This is a genomic window from Geodermatophilus sp. SYSU D00867 (genome assembly GCF_054050315.1).
The window spans coordinates 127016-151543 of sequence record NZ_JBJGZC010000012.1 but is presented as its reverse complement, the minus strand read 5'-3'; the positions used below and the strand labels follow the sequence as shown (position 1 = coordinate 151543).

General features: G+C 74.5%; 20 protein-coding genes and 1 tRNA gene. 18 read left to right on the top strand and 3 right to left on the bottom strand.

Annotation, left to right across the window (positions count from 1 at the left end):
* Window positions 1–50: 50 nt before the first annotated feature.
* From ACI8AK_RS13555 to ACI8AK_RS13545, 3 genes are all read left to right on the top strand, one after another.
* A tRNA-Pro gene (locus ACI8AK_RS13555) sits at window positions 51–124 on the top strand.
* 248 nt (window positions 125–372) lie between these two features.
* The gene (locus ACI8AK_RS13550) at window positions 373–675 is read left to right on the top strand and encodes an alpha-L-rhamnosidase C-terminal domain-containing protein (protein WP_456956633.1); all 303 of its coding nucleotides are present in this window, start codon (window positions 373–375) and stop codon (window positions 673–675) included.
* A 32-nt stretch (window positions 676–707) separates the two neighbouring features.
* Window positions 708–3746 (top strand): ATP-binding protein, encoded by a 3039-nt coding sequence (locus ACI8AK_RS13545; protein WP_456956631.1) that lies wholly within the window; start codon window positions 708–710, stop codon window positions 3744–3746.
* 507 nt (window positions 3747–4253) lie between these two features.
* Here the strand turns inward: ACI8AK_RS13545 and ACI8AK_RS13540 are convergent.
* Window positions 4254–5963 carry an IlvD/Edd family dehydratase gene (locus ACI8AK_RS13540; RefSeq protein WP_456956629.1) on the bottom strand — a complete coding sequence of 570 codons (1710 nt, stop codon included), beginning with the start codon at window positions 5961–5963 and terminating at the stop codon, window positions 4254–4256.
* Between the two features lie 231 nt (window positions 5964–6194).
* On the opposite strand from ACI8AK_RS13540, the gene ACI8AK_RS13535 reads away from it, so the two are divergent.
* From ACI8AK_RS13535 to ACI8AK_RS13520, 4 genes are all read left to right on the top strand, one after another.
* Entirely contained in the window at window positions 6195–7046 is an 852-nt protein-coding gene (locus tag ACI8AK_RS13535) for a fumarylacetoacetate hydrolase family protein (RefSeq protein ID WP_456956642.1), read from the top strand.
* Window positions 7043–8074, top strand: coding sequence for a zinc-dependent alcohol dehydrogenase (locus ACI8AK_RS13530; protein WP_387988080.1), 1032 nt, complete (start codon window positions 7043–7045; stop codon window positions 8072–8074). The genes ACI8AK_RS13535 and ACI8AK_RS13530 overlap by 4 nt, the downstream gene beginning before the upstream one ends.
* A 74-nt stretch (window positions 8075–8148) precedes the next feature.
* Window positions 8149–8574 (top strand): nuclear transport factor 2 family protein, encoded by a 426-nt coding sequence (locus ACI8AK_RS13525; RefSeq protein ID WP_456956627.1) that lies wholly within the window; start codon window positions 8149–8151, stop codon window positions 8572–8574.
* 91 nt (window positions 8575–8665) lie between these two features.
* Window positions 8666–9406 carry an SDR family NAD(P)-dependent oxidoreductase gene (locus ACI8AK_RS13520; protein ID WP_456956625.1) on the top strand — a complete coding sequence of 247 codons (741 nt, stop codon included), beginning with the start codon at window positions 8666–8668 and terminating at the stop codon, window positions 9404–9406.
* Between the two features lie 447 nt (window positions 9407–9853).
* Here the strand turns inward: ACI8AK_RS13520 and ACI8AK_RS13515 are convergent, their stop codons facing one another.
* Window positions 9854–10582 (bottom strand): enoyl-CoA hydratase/isomerase family protein, encoded by a 729-nt coding sequence (locus tag ACI8AK_RS13515; protein WP_456956623.1) that lies wholly within the window; start codon window positions 10580–10582, stop codon window positions 9854–9856.
* A 167-nt stretch (window positions 10583–10749) separates the two neighbouring features.
* On the opposite strand from ACI8AK_RS13515, the gene ACI8AK_RS13510 reads away from it, so the two are divergent.
* Together ACI8AK_RS13510 and ACI8AK_RS13505 are read left to right on the top strand one after the other, a co-directional pair.
* Window positions 10750–11277, top strand: coding sequence for a hypothetical protein (locus tag ACI8AK_RS13510; RefSeq protein WP_456956622.1), 528 nt, complete (start codon window positions 10750–10752; stop codon window positions 11275–11277).
* 32 nt (window positions 11278–11309) lie between these two features.
* Complete coding sequence (locus ACI8AK_RS13505) at window positions 11310–12278, top strand: SDR family oxidoreductase (RefSeq protein WP_387988085.1); 969 nt, start codon at window positions 11310–11312, stop codon at window positions 12276–12278.
* Between the two features lie 20 nt (window positions 12279–12298).
* On the opposite strand, the gene ACI8AK_RS13500 is transcribed toward ACI8AK_RS13505, so the two are convergent.
* The gene (locus ACI8AK_RS13500) at window positions 12299–13159 is read right to left on the bottom strand and encodes a helix-turn-helix transcriptional regulator (protein ID WP_456956620.1); all 861 of its coding nucleotides are present in this window, start codon (window positions 13157–13159) and stop codon (window positions 12299–12301) included.
* A gap of 234 nt (window positions 13160–13393) precedes the next feature.
* Here ACI8AK_RS13500 and ACI8AK_RS13495 point away from each other — a divergent pair, with 234 nt between their 5' ends.
* The 9 genes from ACI8AK_RS13495 (at window position 13394) to ACI8AK_RS13455 (ending at window position 24465) form a co-directional block, all read left to right on the top strand.
* Window positions 13394–14431: a zinc-binding dehydrogenase gene (locus ACI8AK_RS13495; RefSeq protein WP_456956618.1), complete on the top strand. Its 1038-nt coding sequence runs from the start codon at window positions 13394–13396 to the stop codon at window positions 14429–14431.
* Between the two features lie 383 nt (window positions 14432–14814).
* Window positions 14815–16656: a GMC family oxidoreductase gene (locus ACI8AK_RS13490; protein WP_456956616.1), complete on the top strand. Its 1842-nt coding sequence runs from the start codon at window positions 14815–14817 to the stop codon at window positions 16654–16656.
* A gap of 114 nt (window positions 16657–16770) precedes the next feature.
* Complete coding sequence (locus ACI8AK_RS13485; protein WP_387988089.1) at window positions 16771–17178, top strand: YciI family protein; 408 nt, start codon at window positions 16771–16773, stop codon at window positions 17176–17178.
* Window positions 17175–18332 carry an RNA polymerase sigma factor gene (locus ACI8AK_RS13480; protein ID WP_456956614.1) on the top strand — a complete coding sequence of 386 codons (1158 nt, stop codon included), beginning with the start codon at window positions 17175–17177 and terminating at the stop codon, window positions 18330–18332. The genes ACI8AK_RS13485 and ACI8AK_RS13480 overlap by 4 nt, the downstream gene beginning before the upstream one ends.
* 116 nt (window positions 18333–18448) lie before the next feature.
* Complete coding sequence (locus ACI8AK_RS13475) at window positions 18449–19714, top strand: ROK family transcriptional regulator (protein WP_456902409.1); 1266 nt, start codon at window positions 18449–18451, stop codon at window positions 19712–19714.
* Between the two features lie 109 nt (window positions 19715–19823).
* Window positions 19824–21092, top strand: coding sequence for an ROK family transcriptional regulator (locus ACI8AK_RS13470; RefSeq protein WP_456902410.1), 1269 nt, complete (start codon window positions 19824–19826; stop codon window positions 21090–21092).
* A 266-nt stretch (window positions 21093–21358) separates the two neighbouring features.
* Window positions 21359–22600, top strand: a complete 1242-nt coding sequence (locus ACI8AK_RS13465; RefSeq protein WP_456956612.1) for an ABC transporter substrate-binding protein — start codon at window positions 21359–21361, stop codon at window positions 22598–22600.
* A gap of 76 nt (window positions 22601–22676) precedes the next feature.
* Entirely contained in the window at window positions 22677–23618 is a 942-nt protein-coding gene (locus ACI8AK_RS13460) for a carbohydrate ABC transporter permease (protein WP_456902411.1), read from the top strand.
* Window positions 23619–23631: 13 nt separating this feature from the next.
* Entirely contained in the window at window positions 23632–24465 is an 834-nt protein-coding gene (locus tag ACI8AK_RS13455) for a carbohydrate ABC transporter permease (RefSeq protein ID WP_387988095.1), read from the top strand.
* The last annotated feature ends 63 nt before the right edge of the window (window positions 24466–24528 follow it).

Below are 24528 nucleotides of genomic sequence, written 5' to 3'. Positions count from 1 at the left end.
CGGTAACCTGCTCCACGCAGCGATCGGGCGGTGCGAGCCGCCCGGGCGCTCGGGCTGTAGCGCAGCTTGGTAGCGCACTTGACTGGGGGTCAAGGGGTCGCAGGTTCAAATCCTGTCAGCCCGACAGTGCAGGTCAGGGGCCGTCCCGGAGTGATCCGGAACGGCCCCTGACTGCTTCCTGGGGCGGTTGACCACCTCATCGACCACCACCGGGCCACCCTCGCTCGCCCAAGGCGCCGCCCAGGACGTCCATCGCCTCGCGCGCGACGCCAGGGGCGACGTGCCCGGAGACGTCGCGGGCGGTGGCGATCGACGCGTGGCCGAGCATCCCCGGCACCTCGTCGAGGGCACTCGGGGATCGTCGTGGCCCCCATGGTCACGGGGTACAGCCCCCGGCCCGGCGGCCGGCTGACCTCCGCGTCCACCGCCCACCTCACGCCCTACGGGCGCGCGGCGGTCGCCTGGCGTCGGGAGGGCGGCCGGCTCACCGTCGACGTCGCCGTCCCGACCGGGACCACCGCCGTCATCACCCTGCCGCAGGAGGGGGCGCGGCCGGAGCGGGTCGGGCCGGGACGGCACCGGTTCGAGTGGGCCCTCCGGGCGCCCCGGTGGCGAGAGCCGCCCTCGGTGTCGCTGGCGCCGAGACCTTCCTCGGTGAGTGATACCCGTGTTTGACTTCGGGTGCGGGGACGCGGCCGGAGGTCGATGTGCTTCCCACGGGAACGGTCACCTTTCTCTTCACGGACATCGCCGGGTCGACGAGGCTGCTGCGCGAGGACGCGCTGGGCTATGCGGATGCGCTCGCGGAGTACCGATGTCTGCTCCGGGCAGCCTTCACCGCGCACGGTGGCCATGAGGTGGACACCCAGGGAGATGCGTTCTTCGTCGCCTTCCCCACGGCCGGACAGGCAGCGGCGGCGGCGGCTCAGGGCCAACGGTCGCTCGCGGCGCACCGTTGGCCTGATCGCCAACGCGTCCTGGTGCGGATGGGGCTGCACACCGGCGAGGTCATGGCCACCGAGGACGGATACGTGGGCCTTTCCGTGCACCAGGCGGCGCGGATCGCGGCGGCCGCCTCGGGCGGACAGGTGGTGCTGTCGGAGGCAACCGCGGCTCTTCTGGCTCGGGCGCTTCCCGGAGGCAGCGCCCTGCGCCGGCTCGGCGACTACCGGTTGAAGGACTTCCCTCAGCCAGAGGTGCTGTACCAGCTCGACATCGCCGGGCTACCCACCGACTTCCCGCCGCTGCACACCCTGGAGGTAGGTCAGCGGCTGCCGTCCCCGACCGGAACGCTGCTGGGCCGCGGTCGTGAACTCGCGGCCCTCACGTCCCTGCTGACCGATGTCGAGACACGGCTCGTGACCCTCACCGGCCCAGGAGGCATCGGCAAGACACGATTGGCGCTCGAGGCATCCTCCGACGTCGTCGCCGCCTTCCGTGACGGCGTGTTCTTCGTGGACCTGAGCGTGGAGCACGAACCGGAACAGGTCTTCGCCGCCATCGTCCGGACCGTGTCGCTTCCCGGCGTGACCGAGGACGAACCGCTGGAGGCGCTCCGACGCGGTCTGCGCACCGCCCGGATGTTGTTGGTGTTGGACAACTTCGAGCAGGTGGCCGAGGCGGCCACCGGTCTCAGTGACCTGCTCCAGCACTGTCCGCACCTCACGGCGCTGGTCACGAGCAGGGAGTCGCTGCGGGTGCGCGGTGAGGCCCTCTTCGCGGTCCCTCCTCTGTCGCTACCGGAGCGAGAGACGGTGACGGTCGGGGAGGCGGAGGCATCCGAGGCCGTGCGCCTGTTCGTCCAGCGAGCTGCTGCCGTGGTCATGGGGTTCGGACTGACCGACGAGAACGCCACCGACGTGGCGGCCATCTGCCGGCTGCTGGACGGCCTGCCTCTGGCCATCGAGCTCGCCGCGGCGCGAGTGAGGCTCTTCGCGGTCGACGAGTTGCGCGCACGCCTCGAGCTGCAGCTGGACGAGCTCCGGGGCGGGCCGCGCGACCTCCCGGAGCGCCAGCAAACGCTTCGTCGCGCCATCGAGTGGAGCACCGAGCTGCTCCGCGATGCGGACCGTGCCGTGCTGAGCGTGCTGTCGGTGTTCGCTGGGGCCCGCCTGGCCGATGTGGAGGCGGTCATCGGGCGTGTGCCGAGCCTCGGCGGGCTCGACGTCGTCGAGAGCCTGGGCTCGCTGGTGGACAAGAACCTCGTGCGCAGCACGCAGGCAGGCGATGGTCGGCCCCGTCTGTCCATGCTCAACACCATCCGCAACTACGCGGCCGAGCAGCTCGCGTCCTGGCCGGACGTCGCGGCGGCCGCACGTCGCGCTCACGCTGAGCACTACACGGAGCAGGCGCGCGCGTGGGGGAGCCCGTCCGGTCACGCCGATCGAGCCGAGGTGCTGGCCGCGCTGTCCCTGGAGCTCGGCAACTTCCGGGCGGCCTGGTCCTACTGGGTCCGCGAGGGCGCCGTCGCGCGGCTCAACGACCTGCTGGAACCGCTGTGGGGTTACTACGATGCGCGTGGCAACTACCGAGGGGCGGTGGAGCTGGGGAGCGACCTCCTCGCTGTGCTGTCCGTCCAGCCGGAGACGCCGGAGCGGATCCGGGATGAGATCGCCGTGGAGACGAGCCTGGCTCGGTCGATGATCGCCGTCAGCGGCTACACGGCTGAGGTCGAGCGGCGCATCCGAGCCGCCCTCGATCGGTCGGATGCTGCGGGTGGTGTGCCTCAACGCTTCTCGGTGCTCCGGACCGTGGCGACGCTGCACCTGCTCCGGGCCGACTTCGAACGCGGTGCTGCCGTGGGGCGTGAGCTGTTGGCTCTGGCCGAGCAGAACCGGGAGCCCGCCCTGCTGGCCGATGCGCACCTCGTCGTCGGTGCCGTCGCGACGGAGGACCTCACCGGGAGCCTGCGACACCTCGACGAATCCATCGAGCACTTCCTCGAGCAGCGGACGTCCCGGGTGCAGTTCCGCGTCGGTCCGAACCCCGGGGTGGTCGCCTACGTCGTCTCCGGGTTGCTGCTCTGGGAAGCGGGCTTCCCGGACCGTGCCGAGGTGCGCATCGAGCGGGGGATCGAGCTCGCGGGGCAGATCGGCCATCCCTACTCGGTGGCCTACGCCTACTTCCACGCGTCGTTCGCGGCGCTCGGCCAGCAGGACCTCGGGCGCGTGGCCGAGTACGCCGGGGAGCTGCTGCGGATCGCCGAGGCGCAGGACTACCCGATCTGGCGGGCACTGGCCTTCGTCATGCGCGGAACTGCACGAATAGGGTTCGGAGAGCTGGACGAGGGACTCGCCGACGTCGAGCGCGGCTTCGGCCTCTACGAGGGACTGTCGACCCCGCCGGTCTTCTGGAGCAGCCTGCTCATGGTCCGAGCGGCTGGGTGCCTGATGGCCGGTCAGCCGGAGCGTGGCGCGGCCTTCGTGGAGGAGGCGGTGTCCACGGTGTGGAGCCAGGGCCTCCAGGACCCGCAGCTCGACATCCTGTGGGGAGACCTGCTCCTCGCGTCCCCGGTCGCCGACGTCTCCGCCGCCGAAGAGCTGTTCGAGCGCGCCGCGGCATCCGCGGAAGCGTACGGCGCGCGGATGATCCATCTCGTCGCGGCGACGCGACTCGCGACCCTACGACGTTCGACCCCTCGTCGCGACGAGGCACTCGCCGACCTTCGCGCCGCGTACGACGGTTTCACGGAGGGTTTCGACACCCCACAACTCGTCGCCGCACGCGCCCTCCTCGACGGAGCTTGACGGCCCTGGCGCACGCGCTCTCGGACGACGAGCGGCCCCTTCGTCGTGGCGCGGGCGCCATCGGGGGCGCACACCCCAGCGACCGGGACGCGGACCTGCGGGTGACGGAGACCGCGCGAGGCGGCTCCCACCCCGTCGACCCCGCGTGCTCATCCCCGCAGCCCCGGCCGCGCCGCGTCAGCGGGTCGCCGGCCACCGTCGTCACGGCTCCCGCACCGACCTCAGCCGAGCTGTCGGCGGTCGCTGAGTCCTCGATCTCCGCTCCCGCCCGGATCCGCACGGCGACACGCGCGACCGCCGGGCGACCCGTGGCGACGGGTGCAGCAACCAGCCTCGGACGAGGGCGGATGAGCGGGAGGTGGGACGTACGTGCCCCGTCGTCGATCCACGCGGACGACTCGAGGCGAACGAGCGTGGACCCCACGCAGGTGGCCGGGGGCGAGGGGGCGCAGGTTCGCATCCTGTCGGCCCACAGTGCGGAGCAGGGCCGTTCGAGAGGTGCGGCGGTCAGTGCGACTCGCGGCTGACCCGGGAGCCGCTGGAGCCGACGAGGAAGTCCAGGTCGGCGCCGGTGTCGGCCTGCAGCACGTGGTCGACGTAGAGCCGTTCCCAGCCGCGCCGGGGGTTCGCGAAGCCGTCCACGGTGGCCTGGTCCGGCGTGCGGGCCGCCAGCTCGTCGTCGGGGACCTCGACGTCGATGCGCCGGGCCCCGACGTCGAGGCTGATGACGTCGCCGGTGCGGACCAGCGCCAGCGGCCCGCCGGCGGCGGCCTCCGGGGCGACGTGCAGGACGACGGTGCCGTAGGCGGTGCCCGACATCCGTCCGTCGCAGACGCGGACCATGTCGCGCACGCCCTGCTCCAGCAGCTTCCTCGGGATGGGCGTGTTGGCCACCTCCGGCATGCCGGGGTAGCCCCGGGGCCCGCAGCCGCGCAGCACGAGGACGGAGTCGGCGTCGACGTCGAGGCCGGGGTCGTCCAGCCGGGCGTGCAGGTCCTCGATCGAGTCGAACACCACCGCCCGGCCGCGGTGCCTGAGCAGGTGGGGGGAGGCGGCGGCCGGCTTGATCACCGCGCCGGAGGGCGCGAGGTTGCCCCGCAGCACGGCGATGCCGCCGTGCTCGACCAGCGGCTCGCGGCGCGGCCGGATGACCTCCGGGTCCCAGATCGGTGCGTCGTCGAGGTGCTCGACCAGCGGCTTGCCGGTGACGGTGAGCGCGGTCGGGTCCAGCAGGTCGCGGACCTCGCCGAGGACGGCGAGCAGCCCGCCGGCGCGGTGGAGGTCCTCCATCAGGAACCTGCCGGCCGGCAGCAGGTCGACCAGCACCGGGACGCCGGAGCCGATCCGGTCGAAGTCCTCCAGCGTCAGGTCGACGCCGAGCCGCCCGGCGATCGCGAGCAGGTGGACGACGGCGTTGGTGGACCCGCCGATCGCGGCCAGCGCCACGATCGCGTTCGCGAACGACGCCTTCGTCAGGAACGTGGACGGACGGCGGTCGGCGGCGACCATCTCCACCGCCAGCCGGCCGGTGCCGTGCGCGGCCTCCAGCAGCCGGCTGTCGGCGGCCGGGGTGCCGGCGAGGCCGGGGACGACGGTGCCCAGCGCCTCGGCGACCAGCGCCATCGTCGAGGCGGTGCCCATCGTGTTGCAGTGACCGCGGCTGCGGATCATCGACGACTCCGAGCGCGTGAACGCATCCTGGGACAGCGTCCCGGCCCGGACCTCCTCCGACAGCCGCCACACGTCCGTGCCGCAGCCCAGCGGCACGCCGCGGAAGGTGCCGGTCAGCATCGGCCCGCCGGGGACGACGACGGCGGGCAGGTCGACCGAGGCGGCGGCCATGAGCAGCGACGGGATGGTCTTGTCGCAGCCGCCGAGCAGTACGACGCCGTCGATCGGGTTGGCCCGGAGCATCTCCTCCGTGGCCATCGCGGCCATGTTCCGCCACAGCATCGCCGTCGGCCGCACCTGCGTCTCACCCAGCGACACCACCGGGAGCTCCAGCGGGATGCCCCCGGCCTCGTGGACGCCGTTCCGCACCGACGCGGCGACCTCGGTCAGGTGCGCGTTGCACGGCGTCAGGTCCGAGGCGGTGTTCGCGATGGCGATCTGCGGCCGGTCGAACGCGTCGCCCGGTACACCGCGGCGCATCCACGCGCGGTGGATGTAGGCGTTGCGGTCGTCCCCCGCGTACCACTGGGCGCTCCGGAGCTCCACGGCCGTCCGCCTTCCGACTGTCGACCCGACGGTCTAGCTTCTGGAACCCGATGGACGGTAACCACCCCGCCGCGGGAACGACAGCACCCGGCACGGGCAGCGGGGCCCGGCTCGGCGAGAGCCGGCTCGTCGGTTCCGACCGGGTGCCCGGCGTCCGCCCGGCGACCCGGACACGCCCCTGACCTCCGCGGTCACCTCCGACGACCCCTGGAGTCCCCGCCCGTGCACCTCATGCGCATCGGCGCGCCCGGCGCCGAGAAGCCCGTCGCCCGCATCGACGACGCCACCTACGTGGACCTCTCCGACGCCGTCCGCGACGTCGACGAGGCGTTCCTCGGCAGTGGCGGCCTCGACCGGATCCGCCCCGTCGTCGCCGAGCGGGCGGCCGCCGGCCGGGTGTCCCGGTTCGCCGGCGAGCGGATCGGCGCGCCGATCGCCCGGCCGCACCAGATCCTGTGCATCGGGCTGAACTACCGCGACCACGCCGCCGAGACCGGCCAGGCGGTGCCCGCCGAGCCGATCCTGTTCACCAAGTCCCCGAACACGCTCATCGGCCCGGACGACGACGTGCGCATCCCGCGCGGTTCCACCAAGACCGACTGGGAGGTGGAGCTCGGCGTCGTCATCGGCCGGCGCACCAGCTACCTGGACGCGGTCGAGGACGCCCGCGACGCCATCGCCGGCTACTGCGTCGTCAACGACGTCAGCGAGCGCGCCTTCCAGATGGAGCGCGGCGGGCAGTGGACCAAGGGCAAGTCCGCCGAGACGTTCAACCCCGCCGGCCCCTGGCTGGTCACCCCGGACGAGATCGACGACGTCCTGGACCTCGACATGTGGCTGGACGTGAACGGCGTCCGCCGGCAGACCGGCAACACGAGGACGATGGTCTTCGACCCGTGGTTCGTCGTGCACCACCTGAGCCAGTTCATGGTGCTGGAGCCCGGGGACCTGATCAACACCGGCACCCCGCCCGGCGTCGGCATGGGGTTGTCCCCGCAGGTCTGGCTGCAGCCGGGGGACGTGGTGGAGCTCGGCATCACGGGACTGGGCCGCCAGCGACAGCGCGTGCTCGCCCCCCGGTGAGCGCATCGACCGTGCGGGCCCTCGTCGTCACCGGCCCGGGACGGGCCGAGGTGCAGGAGGTCCCGGCGCCGGTGGCGGTGCCCGGGGAGGTGGTCGTCGACGTCGAACGGGTCGGCGTCTGCGGCACCGACGTGGAGTTCTTCACCGGCGAGATGGCCTACCTGCACCAGGGGCACGCCGCCTATCCGATGCGGCTGGGCCACGAGTGGGCCGGCACCGTCTCCGCCGTCGGCGGCGGCGTCGACCCGTCCTGGGTCGGCCGGCGGGTCACGGGCGACACCATGCTCGGCGACCGGACCTGCCGCCGCTGCCGCAGGGGACACCAGCACGTCTGCGCGCAGCGGCAGGAGGTGGGCATCCGCGGCGGGCGTCCCGGGGCGCTGGCCGAGCAGCTCGCCGTCCCCGCCCGGTCGCTGCACCCCCTGCCCGGCGCGGTGGACGCGGTGCTCGGCGCGCTGGTCGAGCCGGGCGGCAACGCGCTGCGCGCCGCGCAGGCGGCAGCGGTCGGCCCGGGGGACCGGGCGCTGGTGCTCGGGCCGGGGGCGATCGGGCTGCTGACGGCGATGTTCCTGCGCGCCGGTGGTGCCGACGTGCACCTGATGGGCCGCACCGAGGAGTCGCTCGCCTTCGCCCGCGACCTCGGCTTCGCGCACACCTGCACCGAGGACACCCTGCCGGACCTGCCGTTCGACGCCGTCGTCGACGCGTCCAACGCCGCGCACCTCCCGGCCCTGGCGCTGGACCTGGTCGAGCCGGCCGGCCGGGTGGTCTACATCGGCCTGGCCGGCAGCCCCAGCCGCATCGACACCCGCACGCTGGTGCTGGAGGACGTCACCGCGGTCGGCGTCCTGTCCGCCTCCCCGGGACTGGCCGACACCATCGCCGCCTACGCGAGCGGCGCGGTCGACCCCCGCCCGCTCGTGGCCGCCACCGTGGGCCTCGACCAGGTCGGCGCCGTGCTGGCGGGGGAGCGCGTCGAGGGCGCCGGCCCGGGACCCAAGATCCACGTCGACCCCACGAGGATCTGAGCCCGGCAGATGAGAGTGATGACGTGGGTCCTCCCCGACGAGGACCCGGCAGGGCTGCCGGGTAGCACCCCGGCATGACGCAGGCGGAGTCCAACCTCGAGACCATCGAGCGCATGGTGGCGGCCTACAACGCAGCGGCCACGGCCGGTCTGAGCGCCGAGGAGACAGCGGCCCGGACCCTGCGGGTGTTCGGCGAGTTCTACGCACCGGACGTGCGGTGGGTGGAAGCCCCGACACCCTTCTTCCCCAGCGGCCGGAGCGGCGGCCGGACAGAGCTCGAGGCTGCGGTGCGAGGGGTGTCAGGGCTGCTGAGCGAACGCCGTTACACCCTCGTGGACGCCTTCGCGGTGGCTGACCGGGTTGCTGCCGAGTACCTGTGGGAGGCCACGTACCGGGAGGACGGTCGACGCCTCCGGATCCGCATGGTGACGTTGTACCGGCTGCAGGACGGCCGGTTCACCGAGCTCCACGAGTACCCCTGCTCCGAACCGCCTGCCTGAGCGTGACTCCAGCCAGCCGGCGCCGCCACACGTGGGAGGCGCGGACAGGCCCATCTGCCACCCTCATGTGCCCTACTCAGGAGGAGCTGACATGGCCGAGTTCGACGGGCTCGTCGCCGTCGTCACCGGCGGCGGCAGTGGCATCGGGGCGGCCACCGCCCGGCTGCTGCAGGAGCGCGGCGCCCGCGTCGCGGTCCTCGACCGCGCGACCGACGCGGCCCCGGAGGGCGTGCTCGCCGTGCCGTGCGACGTCACCGATCCCGCCGCCGTCGACGCCGCGGTCGCGACGGTGGCCGAGCGACTCGGCGGCCTGGACGTGCTGGTCAACAACGCCGGCATCGGCGCGACCGGGCACGTGGGCGAGAACGACGACGCCGAGTGGGCACGCGTGCTCGACGTCAACGTCACCGGCATCGCCCGGGTCACCCGTGCCGCCCTGCCGCACCTGCGGCGGTCGCAGCACGCGGCCGTGGTCAACACGTGCTCGGCCGTTGCGTTCCTCGGCGTCCGGCAGCGGGCGCTCTACAGCGCCAGCAAGGGAGCGGTCCTCGCGCTCACGCTGGCCATGGCCGCCGACCACGTGCAGGAGGGGATCCGGATCAACGCCGTCGCGCCCGGCACGGCCGACACCCCGTGGGTCGGCCGGTTGCTCGCCGCCGCCGAGGACCCGGCCGCGGCCGCCGCGGCGCTGCGGGCCCGCCAGCCGCTGGGCCGCCTGGTGACCGCCGAGGAGGTCGCGCACGCGATCACGTCGCTCGCCTCCCCGCTCGCCGCCTCTACCACCGGCACCGTCCTCCGCGTCGACGGTGGCATGACCAGCCTGCGCGTCTGACGGGAGAGCGTTCGCGGCCCGTCCGTCCGGGCCGGGACGTCGGGGAGTCCTCTCCTGGGCCGACGCCGTCGGACGAGGCGGGCCGGCCGTGATGTGGTTCGAGGTGCCGTGCCGGGCCTCGGCCGTCGCCGCCCTGGTGAACGGAACGGGAGGACCAGGCCGGTTCCGGTCGTCCGGCACACCGAGGGGACGCCGGGCCCTCGCTCGCACGTCGACCCGACGCCAGTCCCTGGCCGCGTCCGCTCCGGCGTGGACCAGCGGTGGCGATCCGGCGGGCCGGGGTGTCGGCAGCCGCCCGGGGTGTCCGCCGTGCTGGTCGCAGGTGCGGGCGTGTCCGTGGCAGGGCGCCGGCGTCCGCTCACGTCCGTCATCGCCGGCGACGAGGAACGAGCGACCGCGGATCCCACGGAACTGGAGCACCACGGCCCAGCAGCGATGGGCCGGCGGTCAGCGCCGTGCCAGCGCCGCGAGCGCGGCCTCGATCCGCCGCCGGGTGTCGTCGGCGGTCCAGCCGGCGAGGACGGCCGCGTCACCGCCGGCGGTCGCCTCGATCGCCGCGGTCACCGGGCGGTGGAGCGCGTCCTTGGCCAGCCGGTAGGACTCCGGCGACCGGGCGGCCAGCTCCCCGGCCAGCGCGACCGCCCGCGGCAGCAGGTCGCCGGGCTCGGGGAGCTCGTCGACCATCCCCAGGGTGAGCGCCCGCTCGCGGTCCACGGCCTGCGCGCCGAGCAGCACCCGGCCGGCGCGGGAGCCGAGCGCGTGCCGGGTGATCTCCAGGGCGGCGGTCGGGAAGGGGACACCGACCGCCAGCTCGGTCAACCCGATCCGCCCGGCCGACATCAGCCGCAGGTCGCACGCCAGGGCGAGCACGCAGCCGCCGGCGATCGCGTGCCCGTTGACCGCCGCGACCGTCGGCCGCGGGTGGTCGAACACGGCGCGGAAGGTCCGGGACAGCGCCGTCAGGAGCTGCTCGGTGTAGGACGGGCCGCCGTCGAGGATCCGGCGCAGGTCCACCCCGGCGGAGAACGACGAGCCGGTGCCGGTGACGACCAGCGCCCGGTCGGACGCGGTGACGGCCTCGGTCAGGGCGTCCAGCAGCTCCACGTCCAGGGCGCCGACCCGGCCGTGCTCGATGCGCAGGACGGCGACGCCGTCCCGGTCCTCGGTGACCAGCATCGAGCCATCCTCCACGCACTCGGGCCGGCGGGGGCCCCGGAGCCGACGGCACGTCGCTGGCGGTGCGACCCCGATCGCCGGCGGCAGGAGCCGGCACCTGGGCCGGCTCGTCCGCATGCGACACGATGACCTCCCGCGGCACACCGCCACCGCGGCCGGGAGACCCCATGACGGAGCAGGGGCACCGGGTCACCGGACTCCGCCTGGTGGTCACCGCGACGGACCACGGGGCCGCGGTCCGCTTCCTCCGCGACGTGCGGGGGTTGCCCGAGCAGGAGGCCCGCGAAGCCGACGGCGGCCCCGTCGTCCTCGACGCCGGCCGGGCGACGCCGGAGATCAACGACCCGCGCCACGCCGAGTACCGCCACGCCGAGTACATCGACGAGGTCGAGGTGGGCCACCGCGTCCCGGCCCGGATCCGCGTCGCGTTCGAGGTCCCCGATCCCGGGGCCACGACCGCGGACCTGGTCGGGGCCGGCGCGGCCCCGGTCGGGACGGCTGCTCCTGACCGTCTTCGGTCCCGTGGAGGAGCAGCCGTGGCGTCCCGGGCGCAGCGGCGGCGGCTTGCGTCCTGGCACCGGACGGGAGCCGCGCCGGCCCGCCGGGGCGTGGTGCGTCCCGGCCGGCGTCGCCGCGGCCGGGGACCGGCGATCCGCGGATCGGCCGTCCCTGAACACGGGCGCCTCGCGCGGTGAGGCTGGGGTCCCCACGACCCGAGGAGCACCCGATGCCGCGTTCCCGCCCCGACGTCCCCGTCCCCGACCTCACCGGCCGCCGCGCCGTCGTCACGGGAGGCAGCGACGGCGTCGGCCTCGTGCTGGCCCGCCGGCTCGCTGCGGCCGGCGCCGAGGTGGTCCTGCCGGTCCGCAACCCGCGCAAGGGCGAGGCCGCGGTCGCCCGGATCCGCGCGCAGGTCCCGGACGCCGACGTCTCCCTGCGCGACCTCGACCTGTCCTCCCTCGCCTCCGTCGCCGCGCTCGGCGAGACGCTCCGGGCCGAGAGGCGGCCGGTGCACCTGCTCGTCGCCAACGCCGGCGTCATGCGGCCGCCGGACCGGCGGACCACGGCCGACGGCTTCGAGCTGCAGTTCGGCACCAACCACCTGGGGCACGTCGCGCTCGCCGCCGCGCTGCTGCCGCTGCTGCGGGCCGGCCGGGCGCGGGTGACCTCGCAGACCAGCGTGGCGGCGCGCCGCGGAGCGGTGAACTGGGACGACCCGAACTGGGAGCGGACCTACGACGGGCAGCGGGCCTACGCCCAGTCGAAGGTCGCCGTCGGCCTGTTCGCCCTGGAGCTGCAACGGCGCAGCGCCGCCGGCGGCTGGGGGATCACCAGCGACCTGTCCCACCCCGGGATCGCGCCGACCAGTCTGCTCGCGGCCCGGCCGGAGGTCGGCCGCGCCCGGGACACCACCGGCGTGCGGCTCATCCGCGTGCTGTCGCGGCTGGGCCTCGCCGGCACCGTGGAGAGCGCGGCGCTACCGGCCCTGCTCGCCGCGACCGCGCCGGACGGCGGCGGCCGGTTCTACGGCCCGGACGGTCCCGGCTCCACCGCCGGCGCTCCCGCGGAGCAGGAGCCCTACCGCGCGATGCGCGGTGCCGGGGACGCCGAGCGGATGTGGCGCCTGTCCGAGCGGCTGACGGGGGTGTCCTTCCCCGCGGCCGCGCCCGACGGGGTGCGCCCCCTCCCGCGCTGACCGTCCCGGGCCGTCCCCGCTCAGCCGGGGACGGCCCGGTCCGCGGGCGCCGCGGCGGTGCCGAGGACGGCCAGCAGCTGCAGCCGCTCGGCGCTCTCGCTGCCCGGGACGGCGGTGTACACGAGCAGCCGGTGCGACTGGTCGGGGTCGACCAGCGACTGGCAGGCCAGCTCCAGCGGGCCGACGACGGGGTGGACGAACCGCTTGACCTCGCGCGGGCGGATGCCGACCTCGTGCGCGTCCCACAGCCGCCGCAGCTCCTCGCTGCGGGCGAGCGCCAGCTCGGCGAGGCGCGCGGCCCGCGAGCCGGGGCCGCGCAGGGTGACCAGCTCGCGCAGACCCGAGGCGTAGAGCCGGGACAGGAACGCGTGCTCCTCCGGGGCGTGCAGCGCCCGCGCGGCGGGATCGGTGAACCACCGGTAGCCGAGGCTGCGCGCCGGCCCGGTGCGCAGGGTCGCGTCGCCGGTGAGCACGACGGCGAGCGGGGTCTGCCGCAGCGTCTCGCCCAGCTCCGTGACGATCTCCGCCGGGGTGTCGCCGAGCCGGTCGAGGATCCGCAGCAGGCCGGGGCCGACGTGCTCGCCGTCGGCCCCGCGGGCGGGCGGGCGCTGGCCGGCCAGCCGGAACAGGTGGTCACGCTCGTCGAGCGTGAGGTGCAGGCCCTGCGCGATCGCGGCCACCATCTGCTCCGACGGCTGCGGCCCGCGCTCCTGCTCCAGCCGGGCGTAGTAGTCGGTGGACATGTGGCAGAGGACGGCGAGCTCCTCGCGCCGCAGCCCGCTCGTCCGGCGCCGCGGCCCGCGGGGGAGGCCGACGTCCTCCGGCTGCAGCGCCTCCCGACGGCGGCGGAGGAACTCCGCCAGCCCGGCCCGGTCGATCACGTCGCCTCCCTCGTCGGTGCTGCGTCGTTCCTACCGTCGCCGCGAGCGGTCATCCACGGTCCGCCGGTCCCTCCCTCGGCCGGGACGAGGACCACCGCCGGCCCGGCGACCTCCGGCGCGAACGCGATGGACCTGTCGCTGCGTCCGCCCGCCGCCCGGGCGGCCCCCGACCAGGGCAGGGCGCTCACCGGGCGGCTCACCGGGTTCTGGCGCGACGCCTGACAGCATGTGCCGGTGCGCGCCGTCGTCGTCGACTCGGTCCGGGCCCGCCCCCGGGTGCGGGAGGTGCCCGAGCCTCCGGCCCCGCCCGGCGGCGTGGTGCTGCGGGTGATGGCCACCGGGATGTGCCGCAGCGACTGGCACGCCTGGGCCGGGCACGACGAGATCGCGTTCCCCCACGTGCCCGGGCACGAGCTCGCCGGGGTGGTGATCGAGGTCGGGGCCGAGGTCACCCGCTGGCGGGCCGGTGACCGGGTGACCGTCCCGTTCGTCTGCGGCTGCGGCCGCTGCGCGTGGTGCCGGGCCGGGGAGGCGCAGGTCTGTCCGGACCAGCAGCAGCCGGGCTTCACCCACTGGGGGTCCTTCGCCGAGTACGTCGCCCTGCACGCGGCGGACACCAACCTGGTGCGCATCCCCGACCGGGTGGACTTCGCGAGCGCGGCGAGCCTGGGGTGCCGGTTCGCCACGGCCTACCGCGCCCTGGTCGCCCGCGCGCGGGTCGGCGAGGGGGAGTGGGTCACCGTGGTGGGTGCGGGTGGCGTCGGCCTGAGCGCGGTGGCGATCGCCCGCGCGCTGGGGGCCCGGGTGGTCGCGGTGGACCGCAACCCCGAGGCCCTCGCCGTGGCCGCCGCTCTCGGCGCGGAGCACACGGTGCGGGCCGACGGCCGCGACGTCCCGGCCGCCGTCGCGGAGCTGACCTCCGGCGGCAGCCACGTCGCCGTCGACGCCGTGGGGAGCGAGCAGACCTGCGCCGACTCGGTCCTGAGCCTCCGCCGCAGGGGGCGCCACGTGCAGGTCGGGCTGCTGCCGCCGGTCGACGGTCATCCTCGGGTCCCGATGGCGCGGGTGATCGGCTGGGAGCTGGACCTGCTGGGCAGCCACGGCATGGCCGCGTCGGACTACCCGGCCATGATGGCGCTCGTCGAGCAGGGCTCGCTGCAGCCGCAGCGGCTGGTCGAGCGGACCATCGGCCTCGACGAGGCGGCGGCCCTGCTGCCGGGGTTCGACCGGGCGACCGTCGCCGGGATGACGGTGGTCGACCCCGCCCGCTGACCCCCGCTCCGGGCGCCCGTCCGACGGCGGCTCCCCGGCCCTGCCCTCCGCGGACGGGCCCGGGAGTGCGTTCCCACCGCCGGCCTCCTCGACCCCAGCCGCACGGAGCGACGGCCAGGACCGCGGCGGCGCACGGGGTGACGACGTCGTCAGGGCCGCACACGCCGCGGCTGCGGTGCAGGACGTCCCGGCCCGGCGCGGGCGGGCTCCGCCCGGTCGTGCAGGGCGAGGGCGAGGACCACGGCGCCGGCGTCCAGGAGGGTGACGGCGTGGTCCGGGCTCAGGACCGGCGCCGCGCCGCAGCGCGTCCTGCCCGGTCGCGGGTGCGGGTCCCGTGGCCGAACGCACTGTCGACGTCCGGGTGCCGGTACTACCGTCGCGCGATGGCGGGCAGCGTGGACTTCGTCGTCGTGGGCGGTGGCTCTGCCGGAGCGGTGATCGCATCCCGGCTGTCGGAGGACCCGGACGTCCGGGTGGCGCTGATCGAGGCCGGGGACCGGCCGCCGGCGGTCGAGCTGGTGCCGGCCGCCTGCCCGGTCCTGCAGGCGGACCCCGAGACCGACTGGATGCTCACCGCCGACGCGGGCGCCTGCGGCAAGGGGCTGCGGGGCGGCCGGATGATGGTGCCCCGCGGCCGCATGCTCGGCGGCTCGTCGGGCATCAACTACATGGCCTACGTGCGCGGCCACCCGGGTGACTTCGACGCCTGGGCCGCCGGCGGCGCCGACGGCTGGAGCTTCGCGGAGGTCCTGCCCTACTTCCGGAAGAGCGAGGGGCTGGTGCCGAGCGAGGCCCTCCCACTCGACCTGCCCGCCCACGGCACGGAGGGGCCGCTCGGCGTGTCGGTGCGCAGCCCGGTGCTGCCGGGGGCGCAGGCGTTCGTCGAGGCCGCGGTCGCCGCCGGCATCCCGCTCGGTGACTACAACGGCCGCGACCGGGGTGGCCCGGTCGGCGTCGTCTCGCTGTTCCAGACGACCACGAAGCAGGGCAGGCGCTCGAGCACCTACCACGCGTTCCTCGAGGGCGAGGCCGAGCAGCGGCCGAACCTGACGGTGATCACGCACGCCCAGGCCACCCGGGTGCTCCTCTCGGGCGAGCCGGGTGCCCTGCGGGCGACCGGTGTCGAGTACGTCACGGCCGCCGGCACCACCGAGGTGGTCGACGCTGCGCGCGAGGTGGTCCTCAGCGCCGGCGCGGTCGGGTCCCCGCAGCTGCTCATGCTCTCGGGCGTCGGGCCGCGCGGGCAGCTGGAGTCGCTCGGCGTCCGGTGCCTGGTCGACGCACCCGAGGTGGGCCGCCACCTCAAGGACCACCTGCAGGTGGGCCTGATGCACCCGGCGCCGGGGCTGGGCGTCTCGATGGCCAGTGTGGGCGTGGCCCTGGGGCCGGACGCACTGCGGGCGCCGGCCGGTCCACTGCCGGCCGACCCGGCCGACGACGCGTCCCTGCCGCCGGAGCTGCAGGAGCTGAAGGCGGAGGCGGAGCGCCAGCTCACCGAGTGGTTCACGACCGGCAGCGGGCTGGTGTCCTCGTCGCTCTACGACGCGGGTGCCTGGTTCTCGACCGGCCTCGGGGACGAGCACACCCACGACGCGCAGATCGCCGTGTTCGTGTGTGGCTACTCCGTCGACATCTGGGACTCCTGCCTGCACGTCGACGCGGCGGAGTACTTCGACGACCCGGCCGTCGACCTGTCGCCGACCGCCGAGAACCTCTTCGTGCTCGCGAACCCGGTGCAGCCGCACAGCGAGGGCGAGATCCGCCTGGCGAGCGCCGATCCGCTGGCCGCGCCCGACATCCGGATGAACTACCTCACCGACCCGCACGACGTGGCCGTGATGACGGCGGTGGTGCGCCGGGCGCTCGACGTCGTGGACCGGATGAGGCGCGAGCACGAGATCGGCGACCTCCTGGTGCCGCGGCGGCTGGCCGAGACGCACGGTCACACCCGCGGCGACGTCCCGAGCGACGAGCTGATCGCCGACCTGGCGCGCCACTACTCGTTCACCGTCTACCACCTGACGAGCACCTGCCGGATCGGGTCGGTCGTGGATCCGCGGTTGCGCGTGCTCGGCGTCGGCGGGCTGCGCGTCGCGGACGCGAGCGTCATGCCGAACGTGGTCAGCGGCAACACGAACGCCGCCACGATCATGATCGGCGAGAAGGCGGCCGAGCTGCTCGCGCGGGAGCACGGCGTCGGGCTCCGGGAGTTCGTCGGCGCGTGACCCGCCGCCCGGCGCCAGGAGATCCGGACGGCGGTGTCGAGAACGCGGGACCGGCTCCGTCCCCGGGGTGCGAGCGGCCAGGATGGGCCGCACCGGCACCGAGGAGAGACCACGATGGCCAAGTACCTGCTGCTCAAGCACTACCGCGGAGCCCCGGCGGCGGTGAACGACGTCCCCATGGAGAAGTGGACGCCGGAGGAGATCTCCGCCCACGTGCAGTACATGGAGGACTTCGCGGCCAGGCTGGAGGGGACCGGCGAGTTCGTCGACGGCCAGGCGCTCTCCCCGGAGGGGCTGTGGGTCCGGTACGACGGCGAGGGCCGCCCGCCGGTCACCGATGGCCCGTTCCCCGAGACCAAGGACCTCATCGCCGGCTGGATGGTCATCGACGTCGACAGCCAGGAGCGCGCCGTCGAGCTGGCCGGGGAGCTGTCGGCCGCCCCCGGGGCGGGCGGGCAGCCGATCCACGAGTGGCTCGAGGTCCGTCCCTTCCTGGGCGCACCGCCCACCATCACGGAGTGACCGCCCCGCTGGACGAGGTCCTGCTCCGCAGCCTTACCCCCGGCGTGCTCGGCGTCCTCGTCCGCCGCGGAGCCGACTTCGCGGCGGCCGAGGACGCCGTGCAGGACGCGCTGGTCGAGGCGGTCCGCACCTGGCCGGCCGACCCGCCGCGGGACCCGAAGGGCTGGCTGGTGACGGTGGCCTGGCGCCGGTTCCTCGACGCGACCCGCGCCGACGCCGCCCGCCGCCGGCGCGAGGACGTCGTCGAGGAGGAGCCCGCGCCCGGGCCCGTGCCCGCCGCGGACGACACGCTGCACCTCTACTTCCTGTGCGCCCACCCGTCGCTGACGCCGTCGTCGGCGGTCGCGCTCACGCTGCGGGCGGTCGGCGGGCTGACCACCCGCCAGATCGCCCAGGCCCACCTGGTGCCCGAGGCGACCATGGCGCAGCGCATCAGCCGGGCCAAGCGCACCGTTTCCGGCGTGCGGTTCGACCGGCCGGGCGACGTCGCCACCGTGCTGCGCGTCCTGTACCTGGTCTTCAACGAGGGCTACTCCGGCGACGTCGACCTCGCCGCCGAGGCCGTCCGGCTCACCCGGCAGCTCGCGGCCGTGGTCGACCACCCCGAGGTGCAGGGGCTGCTCGCCCTCATGCTGCTCCACTCCGCCCGGCGCGCCGCCCGGACCGCGCCCGACGGGAGCCTGGTGCCGCTCGCCGAGCAGGACCGGAGCCGGTGGGACACCGGGCTGATCGCCGAGGGGATCGGGATCCTGCAGGCGGCCCTCGCCCGGGACCGGCTGGGGGAGTACCAGGCCCAGGCCGCCGTCGCGGCGCTGCACGCGGACGCGCCCACCGCGGCGGAGACCGACTGGGTGCAGATCGTCGAGTGGTACGACGAACTCGTCCGCCTGACCGGCAGCCCGGTGGTCCGGCTCAACCGGGCGGTGGCCGTCGGCGAGGCCGACGGACCCCGCGCGGGCCTCGCGGAGCTGGCGGCGCTGGACGACTCGCTGCCCCGCCACACCGCGGTCGCGGCCTACCTGCACGAGCGCGACGGCGACCTCGCGACGGCGGCGCGGCTGTACGCCGAGGCGGCCGGGAGGGCGACCGACCTCGCCGAGCGCGACCACCTGCTGCGCCAGGCCGCCCGGCTCAACGCGGGCCGGTCCCGCTGACGGGGTCCCGACCGCTCGCCGGTGACCCCTCGGGACGATCTCGTGCCGGTGGGCCGTCACCGTGCTGCACTTGCGCCGGATGATGGGAGCGACCGGACAGGGGAGGAGACGCAGTCGTGCCGAGTGACCGCTACGCCGGCCTCGCCGCCGTGCTCGGCGCCATCCGCAGCTCGTCGGACATCACGCAGCCGATGCTCGTGGAACAGGTGGGCCTCGGCCGGAGCGTCGTCGCGCAGCGGGTCGCGGAGCTGGAGGCGGCCGGCCTCGTCGTCTCCGACGGGTTCGGGCCCTCCACGGGTGGCCGGGCGCCGCGCCGCCTGCGTCTCCACAGCGAGGCCGGCTACGTGCTCGGCGCGGACATCGCCACGAACGAGCTCGTGGTCGGGGTGGCCGACCTCTCGGGCGCGCTGCTGGAGACGCGGCACCGGGAGATCGACGTCGTCGACGGACCCGAGATCGTCATCGGCGCCGTCGAGCAGCTGGCCGCCGAGCTGGTCGACGAGGTGGGCGCCCACCGCAGCCTGTGGTCCTTCGGTGTCGGCATGCCCGGGCCGGTGGCCTACGACAGCGGCGAACCGGCCACCATGCCGACGCTGCCGGACTGGAGCCGGCACCCCATCAGGGAGCGGCTGGCCGAACGCTTCGGGGTCCCGGTCTGGGTGGACAACCGGACCAACCTCTCGGCTCTCGGTGAGCGCAGGGTCAACCCGGTCGCGGCGCGCTCGCGGCACATGATCTACCTGGGCGGTGGTTACGGCCTCGGCGCCGCGGTGGTGCTCGACGGCAGGATCCACCGGGGCGCCCACGGGCTCGCCGGCGGCATCGACCACGTCCCGGTGCCGGGCGCGGACGACGTGGCCTGTCACTGCGGCAGGACGGGGTGCCTGGAAGCGGTCGCCGGGCGTGCGGCCCTGGTCCGCGACGGCCGGCTGCTGGCCGAGACGGCGCAGAGCCCCGCCCTCGCCCAGGTCCTGGCCCGCACCGGCCGGATCCGCCCGGTCGACGTCACCGAGGCCGCGGGCCGGGGGGACGCCGCGGCCCGTGCGCTCCTGCACCGCAGCGCCACCATGATCGGGCGCAGTCTCGCGATCCTCGTCAACGTGTTCGACCCCGACCTGGTCGTGGTCGGCGGAGGCGTCGCCCGGGCGCGCGCCCACGTCCTGGCCGCGATCCGCGAGGAGATCTACCGGTTGGCCCTGCCCTCGGCGACCCGGGACCTGAGGATCGAGCCGTCGGCCTTCGACCAGGAGATCGCCGGGATCACCGGCGCCGTCGAGTTCGCGCTGGGAGAGCTGTTCAGTCCCGACCACCTCCCGGCGGTGCTCGACGCCCGCAGCGGCGGGGCCACGATCACGGCACTCGACGGGCACGTCCCCGCCTGAACCGGGACGGGTTCCGTCGGGCGGACCCGAACTTCTGCCGCAGAGAGGTAGAAGTTCCGTTACGCTGCGTCCGTGAACGTGGACACCGGCCGCCCGGGCGGTGCCGCCGGTGTCCGGTGACCGGTCGGACGGACTCGTCGCCGTCCTCGACGCCATCCGGACCTCCCCGGGGATCACCCAGCCCCGGCTCGTCCAGCGGGTCGGACTGGGCCGGACCGTCGTGGCCCAGCGTGTCGCCCACCTGGAGGCGGCCGGTCTCGTCGCGCAGGACGGGCTGGCTCCGTCGAACGGCGGCCGTGCCCCGCGGAGGCTCCGGCTGCGGCGGGCAGCGGGGCTGGTCGCCGGCGCCGACATCGGCGCCACCGGGATGGCCGTGGGCCTCGCCGACCTCTCCGGTCACGTCCTCGTGGAGACCCACGAGCCCGTGGACGTCGCCGACGGACCCGACGCGGTGCTCGGTCGGGTCGAGGAGCTGGTCGAGGGGCTGCTCGCCCGGCTGACGGACCCGCCGCCACTGTGGGGCGTCGGGGTGGGCGTCCCCGGCCCCGTCGAGTTCGCCACCTCGCGGCCCGTCGCCCCGCCGATCATGCCGGGGTGGGACGGCTACCCCGTCCGCGAGCGGCTGGCCGGCCGCTTCGCCGCCCCGGTCTGGGTGGACAACGACGTCAACGTCCTCGCGCTGGGCGAGTTGCGCACCAACCCCGCCGCCGCCGCGACGGGCGACCTGCTCTACGTCAAGATCGGCACGGGCATCGGCGCCGGCCTGGTGTCCGGCGGGCGGCTGCACCGCGGGGTCAACGGGTGTGCCGGCGACATCGGTCACGTGGCCGTCGCCGAGGCCGACACGGTCATCTGCCGCTGCGGCAACGTGGGTTGCCTGGAGGCGGTGGCCGGTGGGGCGGCCCTGGCCCGCGACGGGCGCCAGCTGGCGGAGCGCGGAGGCAGTCCGGTGCTGGCCGAGGCCCTCGCGGCCCGGGGCGACCTGACGGCCGCGGACGTGACCGCCGCCGCGGAGCGCGGCGACCCGGCGGCTCGCGCCCTGCTCGCGCGGGCCGGCCGGCTGGTCGGCGGCACGCTGGCGACCCTGGTCAGCTTCTACAACCCCGGCCTGGTGGTCCTCGGCGGGGGAGTGGTGCACGCCGGCGACCACGTCCTGGCGGTCATCCGGGAGTCGGTCTACCGGCGGTCGCTGCCGCTGGCGACGCGCACGCTGCGGATCGAGCCGTCCGCGCTCGGGGCGGCCGCCGGGCTGGCCGGCGCCGTCCACCTCGTCCTGGACAACCTCTTCACGCCGGACCGGCTGGCGCTGTGGCTGCCCTGGGGCTCCCCGTCCGGTCATCCGGAGATCGTGGACACGCCGGACCGCCCGTCCGCGTGACGGCGGACCGCTGTGGTCCACGTCATCACCGCGGCTGATGCCCGGCATCACCAGCGTTACGTCCATGTTGCATTGACTTCCTCCGCTCGATGGCAGAAGTATGTGGTTGCCATCACGCGGACGGCGCTCCAGCGGCCGGACGCGGTGCTCGACATCCAGCGTCGCAGTCGTCGTCCGGTCCCCGGACACGTGGAGAGAGGCAACACATGACCCAGCACCGTCACCGGGGGCTCCGCCGCATCGGGGTCCTCGTCGCCGTTCCGGCCGTGAGCGCGCTGACGCTCGCCGCCTGCGGGGGCGGGGACGAGGAGAGCGGCTCCGGCGGCTCCGGCGGGGCCGCGAACAGCTTCAGCTTCGCCTTCGAGAACGCCTCGGGCGGGCAGGAGAACCCCTGGCAGCTGCTCGCCGACCAGTACTCCGAGGAGACCGGCGTCCAGATCGAGACGCAGGGTCTGCCGCCGGACAGCTACGGCCTGTCCATGCGCACCCAGCTGCAGGGCGGCAGTGCCCCGGACGTCCTGATGTTCTCGCCCGGCGCCGGCAACGCCAACGCGGTGCTGCCCATGGCCGAGGCCGGCTACATCGAGGAGCTCGGCGAGGAGTCGGCGGCCCTCATCCCCGAGGGCAACGAGTCGCTGTTCGAGATCGACGGCAAGGTCTACGCGCAGCCGACCAGCATCATCCCCGTCGGCATGGTCTGGAACTCCAGCGCGGCCTCCGAGGCCGGCGTCGAGGTCCCCGCGGACGAGTCCGCGATGATCGACGCCTGCGGCACCCTGGCCGGGGACGGCAAGTCGTTCCTCGCCGCCGCGGGATCCGCCCCGCCGAACATGGGCCTGATGGCCATGGCCATCTCCGCCACCCGGGTCTACGCCGAGACCCCGGACTGGAACGAGCAGCGCTCGGCCGGTGACGTCAGCTTCGCCGACAGCGAGGGCTGGCAGGCCACCCTGCAGACGATCGTCGACATGAACGAGGCCGGCTGCTTCCAGCAGGGCGCGGCCGGTGGTGGCTTCGACGCCATCACGCAGGGCCTGACGCAGGGCACCTCGCTGGGCGCCTTCGTCCCCGGGGCCGCCGCCACCGAGCTGGCCAACGCCAGCCCGGGGCTCAACCTGCAGGTGCAGCCGTTCCCGCCGGCCGACGGCGGGGAGTCGTTCCTGCTCGCCAGCCCGAACTACGCGCTGTCGATCAACGCCTCGGCCGACGAGGGCGCCAAGGAGGCCGCGCGCGAGTTCCTGGCCTGGATGGCCGAGCCGGAGAACGCCGCCCGGTTCACCGAGCTGCAGGGCGGGGTCGCCATCACCGGCCCGGACGAGAACCTGTCCCCGGTGTACGAGCCGGTCGCCGACCTGCTGGAGAACGGGGACTACGCGCCGCTGCCGAACCTGGCCTGGCCGAACCCGGGCGTGTACGACGCGCTGTCGACCGGCGTCCAGGGCCTGCTCGCCGGCCAGGGCGACGTCCAGTCCGTGCTCGAGTCGATCGACCAGGCCTGGGACCAGTGACCCGGGCCGGCTGATCCCGGCACCACCTCCCGACCGCACCTCCGGACGCACCGAGGGACTGACGATGACCGCAACCATGGGCACCCCGCAGGACACCGGTGCAGTCGTCCGGGGCACGGTCCCGGCCGCCGGGGGCGGGCGTTCCGCCCGCTCCCGGCGGAGCCGGCCGCTCATCACCTACGGCCGCTGGTGGTGGGCGCTGCCCGCCGTCCTGGCGGTGCTGCTGATCCACTACGTCGCCACCGCCGGCGGGGCCTTCTACGCCTTCACCAACTGGACCGGGATCGGCGACTTCGACTTCGTCGGCCTGGACAACTTCCGCCGCATCTTCGAGGACCCCACCCTCATCGGGTCGCTGAAGAACACGCTGTTCCTGGCCTTCGGCTTCCTGATCGCCACCAACGTCGTCGGGCTGCTGCTGGCACTGGCGCTCAACCGCACGCTGAAGACGCGCTACCTGCTCCGGGTCCTGTTCTTCATGCCGGTCGTGCTGAGCCCGCTGGCGGTCTCCTACATCTGGAAGTTCATCTTCGACTTCAAGGGCCCGCTCAACGGCGTCCTGGGCTGGTTCGGCATGGCGCCGAAGACGTGGCTCGCCGACCCGACGCTGGCCCTGTGGGCGGTGCTGGTCGTCATGGCCTGGCAGACGACCGGCATGGTGATGGTCATCTACCTCGCCGGACTGGCCACCGTGCCGGCCGAGATCGAGGAGGCGGCGGCGCTGGACGGGGCCAGCACCTGGCGCCGCTTCCGGTACATCACGCTGCCGTCGATCCGCCCCTCGGTGGCGATCGCGTCGACGCTCATGCTCATCCAGGGCCTGCGCGTCTTCGACCAGGTCATGGCGCTCACCGGCGGGGGACCCGCGGGGGCGACGGAGACGCTGGCCACGCAGGTCTACAAGGAGACGTTCGCGCTGAGCAACTTCGGCTTCGGCGCCGCACTCGCGCTCCTGCTGACCCTCATCATGCTCGTCTTCTCGGTGCTGCAGCAGGCTGCCACCAAGGACCGGTCGTAAGGGATCCGAGCCGATGTTCCGCTACACGAAGGCGACGGCACTGCGCGAGGTGCTCGTCTGGGCCGTCGCCCTGCTGACCCTGCTGCCGTTCTACTTCCTCGTCATCAACGCGCTCAAGCCGGACGAGGAGCTGCTCACCACCGGGTCCTCGACCCCGCCGAGCCGGCCGACCCTCGAGAACTTCACCGAGGTGCTGACCGCCGGCGGTGACTCCAACATCCTGCTCGGCCTGTTCCACAGCGTGGTGATCACCGTGGGCAGCATCCTCGGCCTGGTCGCCTTCGGCTCACTGGCGGCCTACGTCCTGGCCCGCACGACGGCGAGGTGGGGGAGCGTCGCCTTCTACCTCTTCCTCGTCGCCATCGTGCTGCCGACCCAGCTCGGCCTCATCCCGCTCTACATCGGCGCCCGGCAGGTCGGCCTGGTCGGCTCGGTGTGGGGGATGATCGTCCTCTACGTCGGCACGCTCATGCCGCTGGCGGTCTTCCTCTACGCCGGGTTCTTCCGCAACCTCCCCCGGGACTACGAGGAGGCGGCCGCGCTCGACGGCGCCGGCCCGGCACGCGTGTTCCTCCGGGTCGTCCTGCCGCTGATGGCGCCGGCGACCGGGACGGTGGCGATCCTGACCGGCCTCATCGTCTGGAACGACTTCTTCACCGCGCTGATCTTCCTGGGCGGCTCGGACAGCCAGACGCTGACGGTGTCGATGTACTACTACGTCGGCTCGCTGGTCTCGGCCTGGAACAAGATCTTCGCCATCGTGATCATCTCGATGATCCCGATCCTGGCCTTCTACCTCTTCGCCCAGAAGCGCTTCATCCAGGGCTTCGCCGGCGGCATCAAGTAGGGCCCCAGGCTCCTCCCGCCGCCCGCCCGGCGGGAGGAGCGCCCCGCGCGGGCATCGACGGCG

Bases quoted from the DNA above. Each gene is read 5' to 3' on its own strand.
- ACI8AK_RS13485 (WP_387988089.1), top strand. From the start codon at position 16,771: ATGGCCAAGTACCTGCTGCTCAAGCACTACCGCGGAGCCCCGGCGGCG.
- ACI8AK_RS13460 (WP_456902411.1), top strand. From the start codon at position 22,677: ATGGGCACCCCGCAGGACACCGGTGCAGTCGTCCGGGGCACGGTCCCG.
- ACI8AK_RS13455 (WP_387988095.1), top strand. From the start codon at position 23,632: ATGTTCCGCTACACGAAGGCGACGGCACTGCGCGAGGTGCTCGTCTGG.
- ACI8AK_RS13490 (WP_456956616.1), top strand. From the start codon at position 14,815: ATGGCGGGCAGCGTGGACTTCGTCGTCGTGGGCGGTGGCTCTGCCGGA.
- ACI8AK_RS13525 (WP_456956627.1), top strand. From the start codon at position 8,149: ATGACGCAGGCGGAGTCCAACCTCGAGACCATCGAGCGCATGGTGGCG.
- ACI8AK_RS13550 (WP_456956633.1), top strand. From the start codon at position 373: ATGGTCACGGGGTACAGCCCCCGGCCCGGCGGCCGGCTGACCTCCGCG.
- ACI8AK_RS13510 (WP_456956622.1), top strand. From the start codon at position 10,750: ATGACGGAGCAGGGGCACCGGGTCACCGGACTCCGCCTGGTGGTCACC.
- ACI8AK_RS13535 (WP_456956642.1), top strand. From the start codon at position 6,195: ATGCGCATCGGCGCGCCCGGCGCCGAGAAGCCCGTCGCCCGCATCGAC.
- ACI8AK_RS13505 (WP_387988085.1), top strand. From the start codon at position 11,310: ATGCCGCGTTCCCGCCCCGACGTCCCCGTCCCCGACCTCACCGGCCGC.
- ACI8AK_RS13520 (WP_456956625.1), top strand. From the start codon at position 8,666: ATGGCCGAGTTCGACGGGCTCGTCGCCGTCGTCACCGGCGGCGGCAGT.
- ACI8AK_RS13515 (WP_456956623.1), bottom strand. From the start codon at position 10,582: ATGCTGGTCACCGAGGACCGGGACGGCGTCGCCGTCCTGCGCATCGAG.